The organism is Pararhizobium sp. DWP3-4, from assembly GCF_049898205.1.
Classification (GTDB): Bacteria; Pseudomonadota; Alphaproteobacteria; order Rhizobiales; family Rhizobiaceae; genus Pararhizobium.
This window is the reverse complement of record NZ_JAFCXF010000020.1, coordinates 1-17,520: the sequence shown is the minus strand read 5'-3', so window position 1 is coordinate 17,520 and position 17,520 is coordinate 1. Positions and strand designations below refer to the sequence as shown.

At 56.7% G+C, this 17,520-nt stretch carries 17 protein-coding genes and 1 pseudogene; 6 read left to right on the top strand and 12 right to left on the bottom strand.

All coding sequences use genetic code 11. The annotated features are described in order from the left end of the window. The first annotated feature begins 211 nt into the window (after nucleotides 1–211). Nucleotides 212–961 (top strand): helix-turn-helix transcriptional regulator, encoded by a 750-nt coding sequence (locus ACP7E6_RS27470; protein ID WP_426233060.1) that lies wholly within the window; start codon nucleotides 212–214, stop codon nucleotides 959–961. Between the two features lie 269 nt (nucleotides 962–1,230). Here the strand turns inward: ACP7E6_RS27470 and ACP7E6_RS27465 are convergent, their stop codons facing one another. Further along, on the bottom strand, nucleotides 1,231–1,422 hold the full coding sequence (locus tag ACP7E6_RS27465; RefSeq protein WP_426233058.1) for a hypothetical protein: 192 nt from the start codon (nucleotides 1,420–1,422) through the stop codon (nucleotides 1,231–1,233). Nucleotides 1,423–1,452: 30 nt separating this feature from the next. On the opposite strand from ACP7E6_RS27465, the gene ACP7E6_RS27460 reads away from it, so the two are divergent. Further along, nucleotides 1,453–1,686: an ATP-binding protein gene (locus ACP7E6_RS27460; RefSeq protein ID WP_426233056.1), complete on the top strand. Its 234-nt coding sequence runs from the start codon at nucleotides 1,453–1,455 to the stop codon at nucleotides 1,684–1,686. Between the two features lie 236 nt (nucleotides 1,687–1,922). Here ACP7E6_RS27460 and ACP7E6_RS27455 read toward each other — a convergent pair whose 3' ends face one another. After that, nucleotides 1,923–3,086 (bottom strand): flavin-containing monooxygenase, encoded by a 1,164-nt coding sequence (locus ACP7E6_RS27455; protein WP_426233054.1) that lies wholly within the window; start codon nucleotides 3,084–3,086, stop codon nucleotides 1,923–1,925. 141 nt (nucleotides 3,087–3,227) lie between these two features. Between ACP7E6_RS27455 and ACP7E6_RS27450 the strand changes: the two genes are divergently transcribed. From ACP7E6_RS27450 to ACP7E6_RS27440, 3 genes are all read left to right on the top strand, one after another. Then, entirely contained in the window at nucleotides 3,228–4,268 is a 1,041-nt protein-coding gene (locus ACP7E6_RS27450) for a phosphatidylglycerol lysyltransferase domain-containing protein (RefSeq protein ID WP_426233052.1), read from the top strand. Between the two features lie 36 nt (nucleotides 4,269–4,304). Continuing rightward, entirely contained in the window at nucleotides 4,305–4,580 is a 276-nt protein-coding gene (locus tag ACP7E6_RS27445; protein WP_426233050.1) for a BrnA antitoxin family protein, read from the top strand. 224 nt (nucleotides 4,581–4,804) lie between these two features. Further along, the gene (locus ACP7E6_RS27440) at nucleotides 4,805–5,830 is read left to right on the top strand and encodes a chemotaxis protein CheB (protein ID WP_426233048.1); all 1,026 of its coding nucleotides are present in this window, start codon (nucleotides 4,805–4,807) and stop codon (nucleotides 5,828–5,830) included. A gap of 4 nt (nucleotides 5,831–5,834) precedes the next feature. Here ACP7E6_RS27440 and ACP7E6_RS27435 read toward each other — a convergent pair whose 3' ends face one another. The 3 genes from ACP7E6_RS27435 to ACP7E6_RS27425 form a co-directional block, all read right to left on the bottom strand. Then, on the bottom strand, nucleotides 5,835–6,188 hold the full coding sequence (locus ACP7E6_RS27435; RefSeq protein WP_426233046.1) for a response regulator: 354 nt from the start codon (nucleotides 6,186–6,188) through the stop codon (nucleotides 5,835–5,837). Nucleotides 6,189–6,222: 34 nt separating this feature from the next. Next, entirely contained in the window at nucleotides 6,223–9,792 is a 3,570-nt protein-coding gene (locus ACP7E6_RS27430) for a chemotaxis protein CheB (RefSeq protein ID WP_426233045.1), read from the bottom strand. Nucleotides 9,793–10,019: 227 nt separating this feature from the next. Beyond that, entirely contained in the window at nucleotides 10,020–11,183 is a 1,164-nt protein-coding gene (locus tag ACP7E6_RS27425; RefSeq protein ID WP_426233043.1) for a zinc-dependent alcohol dehydrogenase, read from the bottom strand. 638 nt (nucleotides 11,184–11,821) lie between these two features. On the opposite strand from ACP7E6_RS27425, the gene ACP7E6_RS27420 reads away from it, so the two are divergent. Then, nucleotides 11,822–12,073, top strand: coding sequence for a hypothetical protein (locus ACP7E6_RS27420; RefSeq protein WP_426233106.1), 252 nt, complete (start codon nucleotides 11,822–11,824; stop codon nucleotides 12,071–12,073). A 252-nt stretch (nucleotides 12,074–12,325) separates the two neighbouring features. On the opposite strand, the gene ACP7E6_RS27415 is transcribed toward ACP7E6_RS27420, so the two are convergent. The 7 genes and pseudogenes from ACP7E6_RS27415 to ACP7E6_RS27385 all read right to left on the bottom strand — a co-directional run bounded on the left by ACP7E6_RS27415 (nucleotide 12,326) and on the right by ACP7E6_RS27385 (nucleotide 17,227). After that, the gene (locus ACP7E6_RS27415; RefSeq protein ID WP_426233041.1) at nucleotides 12,326–13,027 is read right to left on the bottom strand and encodes a DUF72 domain-containing protein; all 702 of its coding nucleotides are present in this window, start codon (nucleotides 13,025–13,027) and stop codon (nucleotides 12,326–12,328) included. Nucleotides 13,028–13,432: 405 nt separating this feature from the next. Continuing rightward, nucleotides 13,433–14,716, bottom strand: a complete 1,284-nt coding sequence (locus ACP7E6_RS27410) for a DUF763 domain-containing protein (RefSeq protein WP_426233040.1) — start codon at nucleotides 14,714–14,716, stop codon at nucleotides 13,433–13,435. Nucleotides 14,717–14,847: 131 nt separating this feature from the next. After that, nucleotides 14,848–15,387, bottom strand: a complete 540-nt coding sequence (locus ACP7E6_RS27405) for a DNA-3-methyladenine glycosylase (RefSeq protein WP_426233104.1) — start codon at nucleotides 15,385–15,387, stop codon at nucleotides 14,848–14,850. A gap of 280 nt (nucleotides 15,388–15,667) precedes the next feature. Beyond that, a pseudogene (locus ACP7E6_RS27400) lies at nucleotides 15,668–16,339 on the bottom strand (type IV secretory system conjugative DNA transfer family protein); the annotation flags it as partial. Next, entirely contained in the window at nucleotides 16,284–16,601 is a 318-nt protein-coding gene (locus tag ACP7E6_RS27395; RefSeq protein ID WP_426233110.1) for a hypothetical protein, read from the bottom strand. The gene ACP7E6_RS27395 and the pseudogene ACP7E6_RS27400, both read right to left, overlap by 56 nt. Further along, on the bottom strand, nucleotides 16,585–16,884 hold the full coding sequence (locus ACP7E6_RS27390; protein WP_426233038.1) for a mobilization protein: 300 nt from the start codon (nucleotides 16,882–16,884) through the stop codon (nucleotides 16,585–16,587). Before ACP7E6_RS27390 ends, ACP7E6_RS27395 begins: the two co-directional genes overlap by 17 nt. Continuing rightward, nucleotides 16,874–17,227, bottom strand: a complete 354-nt coding sequence (locus ACP7E6_RS27385; RefSeq protein ID WP_426233036.1) for an NYN domain-containing protein — start codon at nucleotides 17,225–17,227, stop codon at nucleotides 16,874–16,876. Before ACP7E6_RS27385 ends, ACP7E6_RS27390 begins: the two co-directional genes overlap by 11 nt. Between the last annotated feature and the right edge of the window lie 293 nt (nucleotides 17,228–17,520).

The following is a 17,520-nucleotide window of genomic DNA, read 5'->3' as shown; positions in this document are numbered from 1 at the left end:
CCTACCTCCCCTTGGATGCCTCGCTGCCTACTCTCCCTCTCCGTTCGGATGAGAGATCATGCGGCGCTATCCTCAGACGCATTGAACGGCGATGCTCTTGTCTCAGCCGTTTTGCGCCGTCGCGGTCACTCGCATCGTCAGCTACAGTCTCTGGAACGACTGCGTGGATTCCGTTCGATCTTCGGCCACTATCGGGCCTGGACGGCGAGTGATGGGTATTTACATGATGCTGCTGGACGGGAATGAGCATGACTCTGTAGGGGCCAGCAGACGCGTGGGACCACAACGCGTCATTTTAATCCTGGCAAACAGCGGGAGCATATCGCCATCTCTTGTCGATGCTGTCGAACGTGAATTCCCGTGGACACGAATCGAGCAGGTGGAGACGCTCGCCGCTGCATGCGCAGTCTTTGCTTACCCTGTCGCACTCATTCTCGTTGACCGAGCCTTGATGAGAAAAGCTGAAGCTGAGGCAACTGAGCTTTTGCGCATTCACCCGCATGCATTGACCGCGGTGATCGAGCCCTATGACAAGGTGCTGGTCACGTCGCTTACTGACGTCGTCAGATCTCCGCTCATCCGCAGCGTCCTGCCAATGGATCTCCGGCTCGATGTCTGGCTGTCGATCATGCGATTGCTGCTGTGCGGCGGGCAGTACCTGCCGCCGACACTGATCCTTGAATCAAAACTCCGCCACCAGAAAGCGCCCGCATACGCTGACAACGGCATTGCGCAAACCCCAACGGTGGCGGCCCTCACAACCCGTGAATCGCAGATTTTGGGCATGGTTTCGCATGGTCTGCAAAACAAGTTGATTGCCGCAGAATGCGGCCTATCGGAACATACCGTCAAAATTCACTTACATCATATCATCCGGAAGCTGGGTGTTCACAACAGAACAGAAGCTGCTGCACACTTTCGCAACCTCCATGACAGCAGCCGGGCGATGAACGAGAACTGAGACCGGGATACACTATTGGCGTGGACGTCCCTTAAGCGTCGAAATTGACGCCGTTTCAGGCTGATGCCAAGCGTCGCGGCTCTTTGCAACAGCAACACCATCATCGCGATCCATGATGATGGCTATCAGCGGCACAGCCGGTTTTTTTGGCGGATGCAGCGGATGAATTGAGGACGCCGATCGCCATTGTGCGCACCCGCGCTGATCTACTGCCGGAAAGCGACGTCGCCCGGGATCTGCTGCGCGACATCTAACGGCTTTCCCGCCTCTCACATCAGCTCCTGGATATTCAGGCCGTCGGCGAGATTTCGCAACAGGTGCAAACGGTGGACCTGAATGATCTGGCCGGCAGGATAGCCACCGATCTCGCGCCGATCGCCGTCAATGCAGGCTATGACTTCGTCTTCGAGCCGAGCAATATCCGGGTCTGCTTCGCTATCTAGCTCTACGCGATCGATCATAGTGGGGGCGCCGGCGCAATTACCTTGCAGGTGAGCGCCGAAGGCTGGATCGATATCTGCGACCAGGGGCCGGGAATTCCCATACCAGAACGCCTCCCGGTCTTTGAACCGTTCCATCGTCTCAACTTGCAATCGCCAGGAGCGGACCTCGGCCTTAATCTCGCACAGACAGCGGCCGAGCTTTACGGCGGCAAAGTCCGTTTTATCGGCGGTTCCGGTCAATTCATCGTGCGGCTGGAAGTGGGTGCGGCCTATTCCCGATGAACCACGATCGCCTTGATCGGATCCAAGCGGACTACCTTTGCCAGGTTGCAGCAACGCTCAGTTAGCTTCGGCGTATTCCTTCCCAGGCGCGGACTTATTATTACGCGTTTGTCTCAGTCGATACCGCCCGCGATATGACGCTGCGCGAACGCCTTTTGGAGGCGATCGCGACCTGGATGAAATTACCTATTTGAAAGGTTAGAGTCTCAGTCAGGCAGGCTCTAACAGCCAGCACTCTACTGTTTGGTTGAGCGCTCATTTGCCAGCATCGCCGCCACCGAGAAGGCAATGGATTTTGCCTCGCGACGTGCTTCGACAAAGTAACTTGTGAGGCTTGGCTTCATCCCCACAAACCACAATCCCTCTACGGTGCTCTTGTCCAATTCGACGACGCCGTATTGCGAGCCGTTTTCACCTACCACACCCATCGGACCCAATACGCGCGTCAACGACGACGAATAGCCGACCGCCGCAATAACAACATCCGGTTCTAAGGTCCTCCTATCCGCGAGCGTAACCGTCGTGCCTAAAAACGCTACGACTTCTGGCACGACCAATATCTGTCCGCGTTTGACACCCGCAATTGCCCCATCGTCCACCGCAATCGCAATGTTGTCTCTGGCTAGGCGGGTGGCAGCATCGGAGGGGCCTGCTGGGAAGCCGTACCTGGTAAGATCACCGAACGCGATCTGCTGCGTCCATCCGATGACCTTGTCCACATACGAAGTCGGAAGCTTGGCCATGATCGGCGACAGACGGTGGACGGCGAAACGGCCCAGGCGTTTCGGCAAAAGTCCTGGCGGGCGTCTTAGCGAAAGCCAGACCTGGCCTGTCTTCACACGGCTCAGATGATTAAGCACATCGAAGCCCGAATTGCCGCCTCCGATGACGAGAACCGACTTCCCCGTATAATCCATGGCATCGCCGAAATCGGCAGCATGCACCACCCTGCCCTTAAAGGTATCCAAACCCTTCCACTTAGGCATGCAGACGAACGCGTAGCGTCCACTTGCTACGATGAGATGTCTCGATCGCCGTATCCCGGCATTCGTCTCGATCACGAAATGACCGTCTACCTTGCGGCACGAAAAAACCTCGACGCCGCACTGGATATCAAAACCATGCTTTTCCCGAAAGTCTCGAAGGTGAGCGACGACGCTGTCCCGCTTGGGGAACGCGCCGGTCCCCACTGGATATTTCAGGCCAGGCAGCGAGGAAAGATCACGGTGAGTGTTCAGGGTAAGCTGAGGGTGGCGCCGCGCCCAGGGCATCCCCACGTCGTTTTCTTTCTCAAGTATGAGCGTATCGATCCCACGCAGCTTCAAGGCATGGGCTGCCGTGAGACCCGATAGTCCGCCCCCTATCACCACGACGTCGCGGATTGAAAATTCAGTGGTCATTATGTTCATTCATCTGGAATTCGCTTTATATCTATCTATTAGCTTTCAATTTAAAAGCTGAACGCTATCTAAATTCTGATCTACATGCTCGATGAGTTATTCAAGGCAAGCACGTAAATATCTCCAGGGGAACCCCAGTGCATGCCCAGTCTGAGGAAAATACTCGACGCGTTGCTCGATGCGCGCCTTCCAAAAACGCCAATCTTCGAACCCAATCTTGCGTCGAAGCTCGAACTCTGTCGACGGTATGGAGATTTCTCGCTTGCCTATTCAACGGCCGTTCAGCCCGATCTCCGGTACTTTGGTGATGGTGAGGGTTACATTGCCTACGCTACCAAGATGGGGCATACCTTCGTGCTCGGTGACCCCGTCGCAAGCGTGGAACTGAGGGCAGACTACATTCGACGGTTCGTCGCATCATCTAACCGCCCCTGCTTCGTGCAGATCGGTCATGAGACCGCGCGCGTCCTTTCCAGCCTTGGTTATCACATCAATCAAATGGGTGTGGATACCCGGCTTTCGCTCGATACGCACTCATTTGCGGGCAAACGCAACGAGACCGTCCGCTACTCCGAAAAATGGCTGCTGAAAAAGGACTATAGGATCGTGGAATGTGACGGGACGATCGCAAACTCCGATCAGGTCCGTCATATTTCGACAAACTGGCGAAACGGCCGTCTCGTCAACCGGCGCGAGATGCGTTTCCTGAACCGTCCCTTTGAACCGAAGCTCGCCCCTCACATGCGGCGGTTTCTGATCATCGACCCGGTTGGGGTGCCGACGGCAATCCTCGATTTCGATCCGATCTTCAGGAACGGAGACATTATTGGTTACACAGCGGCGTTTAAGCGAAAGCTCACGGGCACGACGCCCCATGCGGAGATCGGCCTCACAAAATTTGCCACCGACCGTTTCCGGGAAGAAGGCCGGTCCCATGTGACATTTGGGCTGTCACCCTTGGCGGCAATTGCGTCCAGTGGATTTTCAGAAAGCAGGGTCTGGCGAAGCTTTTTCGAGCGGGCGTACCGGTCCAAACGGATCAACGAGAAAATTTTCAACCTTCAGGGGCAGGCAGCATTCAAACGCCGATTTCATGGCGAGGAACTTGCTACATATATCGCCTTCCAGCGTCGCAGTCCCCTTGAAATGCTGGCCCTGCTGCGTCTGTTGAAGACGTTATAAATTTCACTGAGGGCAGAAAAAGAAAAGGAGTTTGAAATGGCGGGACGAAAAGCGAAGGAAAAACGTCCGTATGCGGTCGCCGTGACCACCGCTGGTCCTGTGTCATCGCAGGGAGATAGGGTTCAGGAAGTGCTGGACTACCAGGCGACGAAATCTCGCCGTCAAAGCTATCCGAAAGACAGCTCGACGAAGTTGCTTTCGATCCGGATTGATGCGGATGTTTACGACTATTTTCAAAATTTAGGAGGGGACTGGAAGTCTCGCATAAACGAGACACTTCGCAAAGCAACGGGCCTTGACGAGAAGAGCTGACCTCGAAACCTGCGGGCGTCAATTGCCGGTTTGCCTGAACGAAGTAAGGCTCCCGCACAGTCCCCGTAGCCTGCCCTGTAAAAAAACAACCCGGCGATACCAACAGATTTCCCCGGAAATGAAATCATCGTCGTTGATCCGCCGCTCACACCTAACCGCAAGGCGAACTTTCATCTCGTTGCCGCGTTCTACGGTAGTACACAGTACAGAAACGCGAGGTTCGCATGGCTCCCAATACCGTAATTGCAATTGGCGCATCAGCTGGTGGTGTCGGAGCTTTGCGTTCTCTTGTGGCAGGTCTACCTGCCTCTTTTGCCGCTCCGGTTCTTATCGTTTTGCATATCGGTGCACATCGCAGCGAGCTGCCTGCTATCTTGACTGCCGCAGGTCCCATGCCAGCGAAACACGCCCAAGACGGCGAAAGGATCAAGCCGGGTCAAATCTACCTTGCGCCACCAGATCGTCACATGATCGTCGTTGACGGATTGGTCCGCCTTTTGCGTGGCCCAAAAGAAAACTGCGCTCGGCCAGCCGTGGATCCGTTATTTCGGAGCATCGCTGAAAACTATGGTCCCGACGCTATCGGCGTCATCCTGACGGGGAACTTGAATGACGGGACTGCTGGGCTCTATGACATCAAGAAACGCGGTGGGATCGCTGTAGCACAGGCCGCATATGACGCCGCTTATCCCGATATGCCGAATAGCGCTGCAGCCCATGTCGCGCTGGACTATTGCCTGCCTCTGGCCGATCTGGCGGGTTTGCTGTTAAAATTGGTCGGGGGGAAAATGGAAAGGGAAGCTGCAATGGCAAACCGTCATTCTCTCACAGAGAACGAACAGCATCCAGAAGTCGTAACCAGCGGAACATTCGAGCGCCCGTTCACCGTCACCTGCCCGGACTGCGGCGGCGCGCTCAAAAGGTTCGAACACGGATCGATCGTAAAATTTGGCTGCCATATCGGGCACACCTACACGGCCGAGATCATGGCATCGGCTCAGTTCGAGGAAATGGAGAAAGTCATGCGCGCGGCCGTGAGGTTCTTGAACGAACGCGCGGAATTTTGCCTGCAAATGGCAGAGTATTCCCATCGCTCCGAGCCTGATATTTCTTCGCAATGGCATGAGGCCAGCAAACAGGCACTCGACCGCGCGTACAAACTTCGCGATTTGGTCGAGCAGGAATGGCTGACACCTGAGACTTCCGCAACGGTCACCATGGCAGCAGATAAGAATGTCCATCCGAACTGAAAATTCAAACGGGATAGGCCAGCGCCCGTTCGATGGCGCGTTGTAATTCCCGTGGTTCGTATGGTTTACGAAGTGTCGGATGGTCGCGGTATGTGTCAAGGAAACCCTCTGCCCCGTAACCAGTCGCGAACACAAACGGTATAGATCGAATAAGGAGAACGTCGGCGACCGGAAAAGACTGGCTGCCAGCCACGTTCACGTCGAGCACGGCAAAGTCGAGATCTGCCTGCCGGGCGAACTCCAGCGCTTCAGGAATTCGGGTAGCCGGCCCCACGACCTCGTGACCCATGGCGATGAGCAGGTCTTCGAGGTGCATTGCAAGCAAAACCTCGTCCTCAACGACGAGAATCCGATTCATCTTCGTTTCGTTCCCGTGGTGCTTCATCTTCCCCTCAACGCATTGGCGCGTCGATGGTACATACGACGCCAGACGGCTCGTACGTAACGTTCACTGTACCGCCAAGTTCCTGCGCCAGCGCACGCTCAATCAGGCGGGAGCCAAAACCCTTGCGGTTCGGCCTTTCAACTGGCGGCCCGCCACTTTCCGACCAGGTAAAATTCAAACGGCGATCTTTACCCTCACCGACCAGCCGCCAGACAATGGCTACCTTTCCCGCTTCCGTAGATAGGGCTCCGTATTTCGCTGCGTTGGTGCAGAGCTCATGCACAGCCATGGAAATTGCCAGCGATGCGCTCGGTCCCAAACGAACACGTTCACCCTCGATCTGAAACCGATTACCTTCAGCATGGGGTTCGGCAGTGTCGGTGACGATGTCGACAAGGTCCGCTCCATCCCAGTTTTCACGGGTCAGCACGTCGTGCGCCTTGGCAAGATTAATCAGTCGCGCACTAAACGCGGTGCGCGCGCCCTCAATCGTCGATGCTTGGCCAAGAGTCTGGCTGGCGATCGACTGGATAACCGCCAGGGTGTTTTTGACCCGATGATTTAGCTCGCCAACGAGGACTTCCCGATGTTCCTCAGCGCGTCTGCGCTCGGTAATGTCTTCGATCGCCACCAGGATCAGTTCATCGCGCCCCCCTTCCTGTGGTAATCGGCATGCGGTGAGCAACATCGTACGCCTTCCCGTCAGGCGGAACTCCTGCTCAATCTCGAAATTGTGGATTTCATCTCCCGCAGAAAGCACCTTGTCCAAAAGCGCGCGAAGCGGCGGGTTATTCCATTCCCCGGTTCCGAGTTCAAAGATCAGTTGCCCTTTCGGCTCTTCGTCGAATACGGCAAACAGTTCGCGAAAGGCGGTGTTGGCGGTCTGGACATGCAGTTCGCGGTTCAGAACGAGCAGGGGATGCTGAACCGTTCGCACTATGGTTTCCGCATAGACCCGCGCGTCGTTGATCGCATCTGCGTCCCGCTTGCGATCCGTGATATTGTGGAACGTGATCACCACCCCCGCTATGCGATTATCCTGGGTGCGATAAGGAAGCATCCGCCGCAAATACCACCGCCCGGAATCGCTTGGAACCTCAGCCTCAATGGTCGATAGTTTTTTCAATACCGCCTGGGCATCCCGCAGCAGATTCTCGTCGGAAAACTTCTGCGCAAACGCGGCGATCGGGCGGCCGATGTCCGACGGGGTAAGATCGAAAAGGTCTTTGCTCGCTGGCGCAAACCACCGGATGCGAAACTTCTCATCCAGAAAGACCGTGGCGGTTTCCGACCCTGCCAGAAGATTGTTGAGATCGTTTGTGGTGTTTTCCAGTTCGCCGATCTTGTACTGAAGCTGGCTGTTGACGGTGTTCAGCTCTTCGTTGAACGACTGCAACTCCTCCTTCGAAGTCTCAAGTTCCTCGTTGGTTGATTGAAGCTCCTCGTTCATGGAGGTCGCTTCTTCATTGGACGCCTTCAGTTCCTCGTTGGTGGTTTCCTGATGCTCGATCGTGCTTTGTAACTCGGCGCGGGTCGCCAGCAGTTCCTTGAGCAGGGCCTGTTCCCGCTCCGTAGCGTTGTCGATGTTTTCGCCGATCGGCACGCGGGGGAGATCGTGGTGCGGCAAAGCGGGTGTAAAGGTAATAAGAAGGAAGCTGCCGCCTTGCACCGCAGCGGGCACAGGTGTCACCGTCATGGTGACGGACATGCCGGGCTTCCCCTCCCGAAGCACGGCGTCAACCGTTACCGTACTTTTAACTTTCGTCGCTTCCCGTATCGCGGAACGAAGTGTCGGGGCCAGCCCTTCGCGCGCCATCATGAGCAAATCTCTGGTCGGTTCGCCGGCCGGGTGCTCGAGGTAATCCCTTGTCGTTCCGTGAAAATAAAGCACGCGGGCCTTGTCGTCGATCAACACTGAGGCTGGCGCGTAGCGATCGAGAAGCACGCGGCGCGCAAGTTCTCCCGCAGGAAGATTTGGCTCTTGGGACGACGGTGACGATTTATCCATTTTGGTCTGTGATCCCGTTAGTGGTCGCTTCGTGGGGTATCCGATGGTTTTATGCCGAGCAGAGCCGCGCTTGCGGTAAATTCGCCATTTCTTCGATTCCGTCTCGAACAACTCGTCATGCCGACCAATCGTTTCGGCATTGCCGAGAAAAAGATGCCCGCCCGGCCGCAGCGCAAAATGACACAGGGAGATGATCCGTTGTTGTGCGTCGGCATCGAGATAGATCAGGACATTTCTGCAGGTGACCAGGTCGAGACGCGAGAAAGGGGGATCTCGCAACAGGTTTTGCGACGCGAACACGACCATGTCCCGTAGCTCTTTGGTAACCTGATACGTGCTACCGTGCTTTTCGAAAAAGCGGGTCATACGACGCTCAGGAAAGGCAGACAGCGCGGCCGATGGATACATCCCCTCCCGTGCCTTTCTCAAGTTTTCGTCCTGGGCATCAGTGGCGAACACTTTCAGTTCGAAGTGCTTGCCTGCCGCTTCAGCCAGCTCCGTTACTAGCATGGCGATCGAGTAGGCTTCCTCCCCCGTGGAGCAGGCAGGTGTCCAGATACGGATCGACGCGTCGGTCTCACGTTCGGCGATGATGGGGGCTATGACCAGCTCCGCCAGCGCCTTCCAGGCATCGGCATCACGGAAAAATCCTGTAACGCTGATCATCAGGTCACCAGCCAGCGTCATAAGCTCATGTGGGTTGGTTCTGAGTTCATCGACATAGCTATCCAGCGTATCTATGTTTCTCAGTCCGAGGCGCCGGTGGATACGTCGGCCCAGCGTCGAATGTTTGTAGCCACGGAAATCGTAACCGCCGCGTGCGCGGAGAAGCTCCAGCACATTGCCTACAGTGGCTTGGCTACTGGCCGACACATCCCCCATCTCAGCGGGATGGACGACATACCCATGCCTTACGAAGGCAAGCAGAGCTTCCGGCATTTGTTCGGGAGACAGAACGTGATCAGCCATTCCAGCCGAAATCGCGCTCCTGGGCATGCCGTCGAACTCCGCAGTCTCCGGTGCTTGGACCAAGCTCATTCCGCCTTCGGCCCGGATCGCCCTCAAACCCTCAGTCCCATTGCTCCCCGTACCAGAAAGTACGATTGCAACTGCTCGCTCACCTTGATCCCTTGCAAGAGAACTGAAGAGCACATCGACCGGATGGCCATGCGAGGCGGAAGGCTTGGCGATGTGAAGCCTCCCTTCGCGAACAATCAGATCGGTGTTCGGAGCGATGACGTAAACGTGGTCCGGGGCGAGTAGCAGTAAGTCGGCGACCTGGACGACCGGCATAGCCGTATGGGTGCTCAGAACGTGCGCGAGTTCGCTTTCATGCTTCGGGTCGAGATGGAGTACCACAATGAAGGCGCAACCGTTGTCGGCGGGCGTGGCGTCAAAGAACTGCGCAAGCGCCTTGATGCCACCGGCCGATGCACCGATCCCAATAACGGGAATCCTCGGAATCTGCGAAAATGACACATCCTCCACCTGGTTCACCGCGGTCGAACTTAATCCGGCCTTGGGATGAACCCGGCCACCCGCATCTTTATCAGATGGGTCCTCATCCATAGTGCATTGCCAATCCGCCAGTTCAACCCGACGGGTTACTCGCTGCGTTGGTGTTTCAGGAGGACACGCCAAGAGCGAGGCCCGATTTACATTCGCACACCCGTCCCCTGCTCGCAAATCATTCGTGCCACGTGGAGCCTTTCCGTGACCGTTTAAGATTGAACGAAGCGCGCTCTACAATCTTTGATTGCTTTCCCGAAGCGACGTGCGGCGCAGGCCGGCATTGATCAGCCATTCGGTCGGATCACGACCTTGACGCAGCCGTCAAGCTTGTCGCGGAACGTCTTATAGGCTTCCGGTCCATCTTCAAGACTGACACGGTGCGTGATCAAAAAAGACGGATCGATCTTGCCTTCCAGAATCAGCTTCATCAGGGGCTCAAGATAACGCTGCACATGCGTCTGGCCCGTCTTGAGCGTCAGCCCCTTTCCAATGAAGGCTCCAAGTGGAGTTGGTACAGCCGAGCCGATAAACACTCCCGGAAGCGAAACCACGCCTCCGGGTCGGCAGGCAAGGATCGCCTGTTGCAAGGCGTAAGGTCGTTCGGTCGATGTCAGTTTGGATTGAAGAGTTTCCATGACGCCACCTGAGCCGTGACTTTCCATGCCAACCGCCTCAATAACGGCGTCGGGGCCTTGACCGTTGGTCATGTCCAGAATGCGTTGCTGCAGATCGTCGTCCGCGTAGTCCAAAGTCTCTGCACCAGACTGCCGCGCCAAAGCGAGGCGCTCGGGAATGGTATCGATGGCGATGACGCGTTCTGCACCGAGCAGGAATGCCGACTTGATGGCGAAGAGCCCGACAGGCCCGCATCCAAAGACTGCAACGGTTTGGCCCTCCTTGATATCACAATTCTCGGCTGCCATGTATCCGGTCGGGAAAATATCCGACAGGAAGAGGACCTGCTCGTCGCTCAGGCCGTCCGGCACGACGATCGGCCCGATATCGGCAAAGGGAACACGCAGGTACTGCGCCTGGCCACCCGGAAAGCGGCCATAAAGCTCGGAATAACCGAACAGCCCAGCCGTCGGATAGCCGATCTGTTCGGCTTGCATCGCTCCCGATGGATTGGATCGCTCGCAAAGGGAAAACAGTTTCCATTTGCACATGCGGCAATCCCCGCATGAAATGGTAAAGGGCACAACAACGCGGTCGCCGATCTTGAGTTTCGAATTGCCTCTCCCAACCTCAACAACCTCGCCCATGGTCTCATGACCCATCACGTCGCCCGCATGCATGCCGGGTACGAAGCCGCCGTAAAGGTGGAGGTCTGAGCCGCAGATGGCACAGCTTGTAACCTTGATGATTGCGTCCCGATCATCCTGGATGACAGGATCGTCCACTTCCTCGCAACGAATGTCGCCACTTCCGTGCCATGTCAGAGCTTTCATGTCCTAATCCTCGTTGAGCTTCATGTGCAGTTGAGGGTTGGGCGTCGGAGCAAGATTCAGGTGGGTTCTCCGGACGACGCGCTGAGCCAATCGGGTCTTAAATGCGACGAACCAACGCTAGAAAAAGTTGGGGGCCTTGCGGTCCCGGACAACATCGTTAGCTAACTGTGAGAGCCACGCATCGCCGCTGTCGTAAATTTTTCTTCAGCGCATAGTCAGGCGTGAAGTCTGAGGAGACGGCGGTGAGCTGATCCGCAGCTTGGCCTACAACTGATAGTTCCCAATAAACCAATTCTGTGATTGAATGTAGCTGCACAACCATCAGCTAGGCCTATTGTTCCAATTAAACCGCGAGGGGTGGTGATAGGTTTTTACAAGCATCGGTCTCGGCCCGAACTTCGTCTACTGTGCCGCCGCGCGACCATCTTTCTACCGAGAGAGGAACTTGTAGAGGTCAGCGGCGTTGGAGACGCACGTAGGAACCTGTGTGAATCACCAGAATGGCTTCTCATGACCACACCTATTTCACCCGTGCGCAGGACGAGATCACGAATAGCCCGGATTCTTCGGTAACTGTAGGGTCGATCCTTCGGAACGAAACGCCAGCTCAAATTGCTAGAAATGAATGGAGCCCGTTGATGTCGAAAAAAGCGGAAGACAAACACAAAGCCGCCGTAGTGAAGACCATCCACGACGACGCAAAGGGCCAATTTGCCAAGGGCCTAAAGCGCAGTGACAACAATGGTGTGGTCAGCGCTAAGCCCCGCGTGATCACCGGCTCCGACGATGCCACGGGCCACAAGGCACCCCCCGGAAAAAAGCAGGTCGGCAAAGAATGGGACCTGAACTACGACGAGCGAGAAATGAAGGACACCGAATTCAAAGGGTGATTGATGAGGTTAGAAGAGGTCAGTTGGCCCGATCTGCCACTGGATCGCTTATCGCTGCCAGCGCCACACGCACGGCGCCGAGTTCAAGAACGCCGGCACCGGCATGGATGCTTTCATGGCGCCGTACGCTTAGCCAGAGAACGGTGGTAGGCACCCTCCCGGGCCATGGGGTCAGCTACGGCGAGGTCGGCCGCGCCCGCCGTCGAGATGGCGTGTCGTCAACCTTTGAAATTTCCCACGAGTGACCTTGTCCTACTCTCGACGGAGCTCTTTGATCATGGTGAGGGCATTCTCAACTGCGGCGCCCGAAGCGGTGTTGTCGAACACGCACCAACTCTCTGCTGCAAGCAAGGTCGCAAATTCGTGGATGTCATCGTCGCAATAGCTTGAATAATAAATTTTTGGCGTGCCATGCAGCCGGATATAAAAGGGTGCCTGGGTGAAATCGGACTTTTGCCAGACGGGAGCTGGATCTGCCAGAACCCGGTCGATCCCGTATTGCTCCAGCATGTCGACAGCTGCCGGTGCCGCCCAGCTTTTGTGGCGAACCTCAATGACAATCTGGCCCTCATACCTCGCTCGCATTTCGGCGAAAGCAGTGTCCCCGAGCTGGGCGTCGAAACTCAGACTCGCCGGCAGCTGACAAAGGAGCGGACCAATCTTGTCACCCAGCGGAGAAATCTCTTCCAGAAACGACGAGAACAGTGGCGCGATCTTGTTTAGCCGCCGCTCGTGGGTAATAGCCTTCGGCATCTTGAGGGCGAAGCGGAAATCGTCAGGCACGGAAGCAGCCCACCGGGCATAGGTGGACAAACGATGATGCCTGTAAAAAGTCGAATTGATCTCGACACCTCGGAGTACGGTTGCATATCGGTTGAGACCCGTGCCGTGTGCCGGGAAGTGGTGCGCGACGGATTTGGAGATCGCCCAGGCGGCCGTTGCAACAACCGGCATTTGCTGTCCCTCTACTCACAAAGTTTCGCACAAAGCAGTGCGAAATAACCGGCCGGAATCTTGATCGGACCAGCCTTCCGAAACGCCATCTGTATCGTGTCGATATCCCCCGCAGCGAATCCGCATACACCTGAATTGGCCATCGCACGAAGAATCCGACCACACGCCATTCCCTCCCGGTCACACGGCGCTAATCTGGACGCTTCCATGCCGGACGAGCTTCCGACACGTTCGGCCTCCACAAAGATCACCCGATCGATTCAGTGCTGCTTAACGCAGTTCGACGGCGAGCCGCAGCCTCACGGGTGTCGATCCTGGAGTTGGCAGTTTCGTTGAGCACGGACGTCTTGTGCGAGACAACTCCAACGGCCCATGGTCCTCGGAGTTCCGTTGAGCCCGAACTTTCTATATTTTGGTTGACTTACTCCAAGAGCGCGCGTCCCCGCCGGGCGGCGGCTCCCATCCGAATATGCTGCGTCCACCGAACCAGGCGGAGTCATCGAATTCTCCGGCGACGATTTCCTTCAGGTCCGGTCCGGTAACAAATCGTTCGATTTTTCTGGATTGGTCATCCAGCCGCTTAAGCGCCTGCAACTCTTCGTCGCGGCCGAGCCGACCCTTTCGGACCGCTGATTTCATGACATTGATCGTCTCGTCATAGACCTTCACCGGCACAGGAAACGGGTGGCGATCCTTGCCGCCATGGGCAAGCGAAAAACGTGCCGGGTCAGAAAAACGATAGGGAGCGCCATGCACGACCTCGGCAACCATGGCCAACGCTCTAACCGTCCTTGCGCCAACCCCGGGCGTAAGCAACAGGCTCTCGAAATCCACTGGTCCACGATCGGCCGCTGCTGCGAGATTGCCGTGCAGGCGTCGCATGTTTACATCGGTCTGACGGACATCGTGATGGTGAGGCAGGACGAGATGCGGCAGCATCGGCTGAACATCGATCGCTGACGCCTCTTTTGGTGCAGACTGCGCTTCCAGCGCGCGCACCTCCCTGACAATTTTGTCGGGCCCCAAGCATGAGAGAAGGTCCAGTTGACCTTCGCGCGACCTTACCGCCCGGCGGTCAGCAAGATTGACGATCTGTCCCTGGTCCCGGCCTTCGATCGCGGCGTGAGGAGAATCGACAAAGCTCGTCAGCCCCTCAGAAAGCCAGTGGTAGCGCCGAGCCTGCCTCCGGTCATCATTCATTCCCTGCTGAATCACAACCCACTTGGCATCGTCGCTCACGATAAACCCGTGCAGGTAAAGATCGAAGCCATCTTGCACGGCGGCGCTGTCAACCTTTGCAACCAGCCGACTTGTTGTGGCGAGCGCCAAGCCGTCTATCCCGACGCGGTCACCGATGGACGCCAACTCGACCGGAGTTTTACGCGACTGCGCCCCACGCCCGCCGCAGACATGGATTCCAAGCTCAGAGGACAGCGGCGTCAATCCACGCTTCAACGCGCCAATCACACTCGTTGTGATGCCGGATGAGTGCCAGTCCATTCCCATGACTGCGCCAAAGGACTGGAACCAGAAGGGGCTTGCCAGTCTGCGCAAAAATTCATCGCGTCCATAATGTTGAACAATAGCCTCGGTGATCAAGGCACCAAGCCGGGTCATGCGGTCGCCCAGCCATTTGGGAACACGGCCGCCATGCAATGGAAGATCCGCGCTGCCTGTCCGCTGTGTCAAGGACTTATCTCCATTCAGGCTATTCAAGGATGTCAGCGGAACAGACAACCTGATCCATGGCAGTCCCGGCTAGGCTAGCATATCCGTCCGCCTCAGCGAATTCCCAATCACGTACCGCTCGCGGCCGCGGTTCATAGCTTCTTGCTTAAAAACCGCGAACCCCTGATGCCATAACGCCAGGGAACGTCAGCTGCCTTGGTAACACCGATACGCGGTCCAGCAGAAATCGTCTGCGGTTCTGTTGGAAGGGTGAGATGAAAAACATCTTTGGCAAGGGACAGACCATTGAGTTCACCTGTCACTGCAAGCGACTGGCAGAGACGTCCGGGGCCGGAACACAGAAGAACGGTATTCTCCACAGCGCGCCTCTGTCGCATCAGATCCAATCCCGCTAAGGGCTCCAAGGCGCGGATCAAGACTGCGCTTCCAGTCCGGCAAACGAAGTTCAAGCACCAGTGAATGCCATAGGAACGGTACACATAGATGCTCGAAGGTGGCCCGAACATTGCGCGATTGCGAGGGGTTTTCCCGTTGTAAGTGTGGGATGCGGGATCTTCGTCCGTATACGCTTCGGTCTCGACGATCAGACCGCCGACGCCCGCCACGGTAAATTCTGCGCCAATCAATTCGATCGCTACGGTGGGCGCAAAGCGATCGAAAAACGCTTGCATCCATTCCCGGTCTGCTGTCATCGATGCTAATCCCTGTTCTGTCAGCATCCCGCCAACCGTGGCTAATACCTTAGGAAGAATAAGTCGATCGGTTTCGTCCGATTTCAAGGCGTCGCGCCAGGCTAGGCTTGGCACTCGCGGGTGTCGCAATCAATGGGTGAAGCATAGGCCAATCGTGCCGGGCAATGACAAGCCGCAGGCCGTTTAGTGTTTTTACACGACAGCTCAGGACCGCCGGTCAAATTTCGCGTTGCACCGGTCGACTGCATCAGCGGACGATATCGTTGACCCCAAAGACCTGTGGACGGCGGCATTCGACAGGAAGGTGCCTACACGTTGTCCATAGGTGGCGCGCAGCTGATGGATATCCTGCAGGATTGGCCAGAGCTGAATGCCGTAACCGGCCATGAGGGCCATGGCGCGTTCGATCGGCGCCAAGTGACCGAGAGCCGCGAACTCGTCGATAGGCCGCGTAGCGGACGCGGCGTCGCGCACCATGTCAGTCAGGCTTTGGGTGACCAGTAGTCGTAGCCATCTCGAACAGGTCGACAGCCGATCGGACGACAGGGCCAGAAACACCGTGACGTTGTTGCGCTTGAGATCGGTAAAACGAAAATCTGATCGGCCAAGCACCGCGGTCATGCGCGGACTGTCAAGGAAGTGAGTTTGACGTTGCGCCGCCGACAGCACGCCCCCCGCTTCGCGATCTGACTTGCTAACACGGTGTTCTCTCCCTTCAGGTCTATGCAGATCACCGAGCTTTGGCGTTCAGCAGATTAGGAATGATGGTGCCAACACCCTTGCCGGTCCGTGTTGGCGCTATGGTCAAAAGGTGTGCTGGCCCGTCATAGCGCAGCAGCCTGATTGTCTCCGGATCGCCACCGATTATCAGACCGTCATCTGTTGCGGAGAGTTTTTGCAGTTCCCCAGCCGTCGCCCAACGCGCGGAGCCACAACACGGAAAAAATCGGCACATTCGTCATGAACACGGAGAGAAAACCTCCGACAGCGAACACAAGTGGCAGATATCCTGCGAAGGCCTGGACGAGGTTGGTGATCTCCCAGGCTGGAAGCCGGCGATCAGATGAATGAGAAAGCTGGCGAGGAACAGCAGCGCCGCGAACAGCACGCAGATAATCGCGGAACCGACCGCCAGGACCGGAGCCTTGACGATCGATTGGAGGAGCCTCGAACACGTCATTCCGGGTTTCCACGGCTCGACCTTTCGAGCCATGATGCCGGCAGGAGGATGTCGTCGAACAGAGCTCGATCGCCATCGCGAGCCAGAAACCCGGACAGTTCGGTGGACAGTCTCTCGCGAAGCCAGTGAGACAAGGCAGGATCTCTGGAGTGTTCGAGCTGACGCAACACGAAGGCACCCAGCAGAATTTTGCGTCTTGTGTCGCGTGCTCGTTCCTGTTTGCCGAGACGGGCCACAAGCGACTTCTTGCGCTGCTCAAGTTCTGCGATCCGCTGGACAATCGGTTTACGTCCCATCGTGCTCTTTCGGGTCGGCATGGCGCGAAAAATAGTGATCGCTGGAGACGATGCAGAAACCGGAAAAACGAACGGTATGAAACATGTGCATCGTGTCGATGGTCATCGCACCGTCGGTGGCGTTCCTTCCGAGCGTTTGGGCGAGCTGCTGGATGGGGTGAATGGCGAAATCGCGCAGGCTCAGTTTCCAGCCTTTAAAGTTTGGCGTGGTCCAGTCGCCGTAGATCCGCTTGACGACGGGTGATCCCAACGGCGGGACCTCCCTCAAATGGCTGCGGACGATCCTGGGCGCGGCGGCGTCGTCGATCAGCAACGCCAGTGGTGCTCGACGTGTGTGTGTCATGGACGCTTCCTTGTTTGTCGCAAGACTACAGACAACGCAGCACCGGCACCATTGTAGGATCCTACAATGGTTGCGCCTGGTGCAATCCCTTACGAAGAGAGCGAAGCGAAAGAAGTTCCAAGGGCGCACTTACGAGTTGCTGCGCAACTCAAGTCGCCGATCTGCATATCGGGAAAGGCAAACCGCGTTTGGCGATTTACCATTGCAGCATGAAGCCGATTGCAAGGAGCGGCGGCCGTAGCGCGGTTGCTTCGGCCGCCTATCGTGCTGCAGAAAAGCTGACGAATGAGCGA

What these genes read in the sequence shown, in the direction of transcription:
- ACP7E6_RS27425 (WP_426233043.1), bottom strand. Translation starts at nt 11,183, where the DNA reads ATGAAAGCTCTGACATGGCACGGAAGTGGCGACATTCGTTGCGAGGAA.
- ACP7E6_RS27440 (WP_426233048.1), top strand. Translation starts at nt 4,805, where the DNA reads ATGGCTCCCAATACCGTAATTGCAATTGGCGCATCAGCTGGTGGTGTC.
- ACP7E6_RS27445 (WP_426233050.1), top strand. Translation starts at nt 4,305, where the DNA reads ATGGCGGGACGAAAAGCGAAGGAAAAACGTCCGTATGCGGTCGCCGTG.
- ACP7E6_RS27405 (WP_426233104.1), bottom strand. Translation starts at nt 15,387, where the DNA reads ATGCAAGCGTTTTTCGATCGCTTTGCGCCCACCGTAGCGATCGAATTG.
- ACP7E6_RS27435 (WP_426233046.1), bottom strand. Translation starts at nt 6,188, where the DNA reads ATGAATCGGATTCTCGTCGTTGAGGACGAGGTTTTGCTTGCAATGCAC.
- ACP7E6_RS27415 (WP_426233041.1), bottom strand. Translation starts at nt 13,027, where the DNA reads ATGCCGGTTGTTGCAACGGCCGCCTGGGCGATCTCCAAATCCGTCGCG.
- ACP7E6_RS27390 (WP_426233038.1), bottom strand. Translation starts at nt 16,884, where the DNA reads ATGGGACGTAAACCGATTGTCCAGCGGATCGCAGAACTTGAGCAGCGC.
- ACP7E6_RS27465 (WP_426233058.1), bottom strand. Translation starts at nt 1,422, where the DNA reads ATGATCGATCGCGTAGAGCTAGATAGCGAAGCAGACCCGGATATTGCT.
- ACP7E6_RS27450 (WP_426233052.1), top strand. Translation starts at nt 3,228, where the DNA reads ATGCCCAGTCTGAGGAAAATACTCGACGCGTTGCTCGATGCGCGCCTT.
- ACP7E6_RS27430 (WP_426233045.1), bottom strand. Translation starts at nt 9,792, where the DNA reads ATGGATGAGGACCCATCTGATAAAGATGCGGGTGGCCGGGTTCATCCC.
- ACP7E6_RS27470 (WP_426233060.1), top strand. Translation starts at nt 212, where the DNA reads ATGGGTATTTACATGATGCTGCTGGACGGGAATGAGCATGACTCTGTA.
- ACP7E6_RS27385 (WP_426233036.1), bottom strand. Translation starts at nt 17,227, where the DNA reads ATGACACACACACGTCGAGCACCACTGGCGTTGCTGATCGACGACGCC.
- ACP7E6_RS27420 (WP_426233106.1), top strand. Translation starts at nt 11,822, where the DNA reads ATGTCGAAAAAAGCGGAAGACAAACACAAAGCCGCCGTAGTGAAGACC.
- ACP7E6_RS27455 (WP_426233054.1), bottom strand. Translation starts at nt 3,086, where the DNA reads ATGACCACTGAATTTTCAATCCGCGACGTCGTGGTGATAGGGGGCGGA.